Below are 1,947 nucleotides of genomic sequence, written 5' to 3' on the forward strand. Positions count from 1 at the left end.
CACTCATCCAAGAATTATTCTCAGTGGCCCTGCTCATCGCGGCGGCGCTGCCACCGCTCCTCGATACGCGCCATCATCGAACGGCGCTGACGGCCCTGACGGCGGGGAGTCGCCCCGCCGCCGCCCTGCGCCTCGCCGGGTTTGGGAGCCTTGCGCCAGCCGGTCACCGCGAGCACCGCACAGCCCAGCATGATCAGGAAGCCCACCACGCTGATCCAGATCTGGGGAACGATCACTCCGACCATGAGGAGTGCGATGCCCACCAGAAAACCCGCGACCGCCTGGTAGACCCGTCGCCGGGTGTACGTGCGCAGGCCGCTTCCCTCAAGCGCTGTCGCGAACTTGGGATCTTCGGCGTACAACGCTCGCTCCATTTGCTCGAGCATGCGCTGCTCGTGCTCCGAGAGCGGCACGGAGTCCTCCTACTCGTCGGTCGCGGGGGGCGACCGGGTGCGACCCTTTCAGGATAGGCAGGGAATCGCCCCCGTGAAACCCGCCCCTCAACGCCAATTCGCCCACCCCCACGGGCGTGGCGAAAGTTGACGCTGAGACGTCCATTCCCCTCCCGCCGATTGGCCATGCCGGACGGTGTACCCCGATCATACGGGGCCGGACGACCAAGCGGGTCTCCTGTGGCCGACTCCACCTACGCCGCCCGTCGTCGGGTGGGGCGGGAGGAGCCCGCTCAGTCCCGCTCGGCGAGAACGTGGAGCTGAGTGGCGACGGAGCGGAAGGCGGGCAGCCCGGCGGCGGCCTCCTCGAGCTGCAACAGGGCGTCCAGCGCCCCGGGCTCGGTGTCCACGAGCACTCCGGGGACCAGATCGGCGAAGACCCGCACCCCGTGCACCGCGGCGATCTCCAGACCGGCCGCCGCCACCAGCTCGGAGAGCTGGTCGGCGGTGAACCGGCGCGGCATCGGATCTCCGGAGCCCCAGCGGCCCTCGGGGTCGGTAAGCGCTTGCCGGGCCTCGGTGAAATGACCGGCCAGGGCGCGGGCCAGCACGGCGCCGCCCAGGCCCGCCGCGAGCACGCTGAGGGTGCCGGCGGGACGCAGGGCCGCCGCCGCGTTCCGCAGGCCCTCGGCGGGGTCGTCCACGTACTCCAGCACGCCATGGCAGAGCACCACGTCGTAGCCGCCGCGCTCGACCACGTCGAACAGCCCGTGGGCATCGCCCTGGACTCCGCGGACCCGGTCGGCCACCCCGGCCTCGGCGGCCCGCCGCTCCAGCGCGAACAGGGCGTTCGGACTCGGGTCGACCACGGTGACGCGGTGGCCGAGACCGGCCACCGGGACGGCGAAATTGCCGCTGCCGCCGCCGGTGTCCAGGACGTCCAGCGCGCCGTGCACGGCCCCGCCCTCGGCGGCCTCCCGGCCCGTGGCCTTGGCCCGCCGTTCCAGGGCGTCTTTCAGGACCTCCCAGACCACGGCGGTACGGAGGGACGCACGGGGGCGCTGCGGGTCTGACACGGCGGGTGGCTCCTCGGCGCGGTGCCGCCACCGCCCGGAGGCGGTGACGACGGCTTACTGACGTCGGCGCTCCCAGCCTATTGCCTCCGTGGGGCGGGGTGCGCCGAGGCGGGCGGGGCCACCGCCCCCCCGGTGACTACGGGACGGACAGCGGCCGGGCCACCGCTCAGGCTCCCGGCGGGCCCGGCTCGTCACCCGGCGGAGCCTGGTGGGGCAGGGTGGGCTGAAGCATCAGCATGCGCTCCACCAGGCGCAGGAACATCGCGGTGGCACGCAGCAGATCGTCCGCGTCCCGCGGGCTCGCGGCGCCCTGTATCCCCGCCTCGGCGCGGGCCCGGCGGTCGGCGCCGGAGGCGAACAGGGCGCTCCACTCGGCCAGTTCGGGAGCGACCTCCGGCAGGACCTCCCAGGCGCTGCGGATCCGGGCGCGGCGGCGCGCGGTGGGCTCGGGGCGGCCGCGCACGGCGAGCACGGCCGCG

3 protein-coding genes are annotated in these 1,947 nt (G+C 73.8%); all 3 read right to left on the reverse strand.

The features are described from left to right. Positions 1–20 precede the first annotated feature (20 nt). Positions 21–413: an SCO2097 family morphological protein gene (locus KN815_RS48660; protein WP_216348142.1), complete on the reverse strand. Its 393-nt coding sequence runs from the start codon at positions 411–413 to the stop codon at positions 21–23. Between the two features lie 272 nt (positions 414–685). Next, entirely contained in the window at positions 686–1,468 is a 783-nt protein-coding gene (locus KN815_RS48665) for a methyltransferase (protein WP_216348143.1), read from the reverse strand. Between the two features lie 166 nt (positions 1,469–1,634). After that, positions 1,635–1,947: SAV_6107 family HEPN domain-containing protein (locus KN815_RS48670; protein WP_253209732.1), on the reverse strand; the 313-nt coding region annotated here is incomplete at its 5' end.

Source organism: Streptomyces niphimycinicus (genome assembly GCF_018883605.1).
GTDB classification, from domain to species: Bacteria; Actinomycetota; Actinomycetes; order Streptomycetales; family Streptomycetaceae; genus Streptomyces; species Streptomyces niphimycinicus.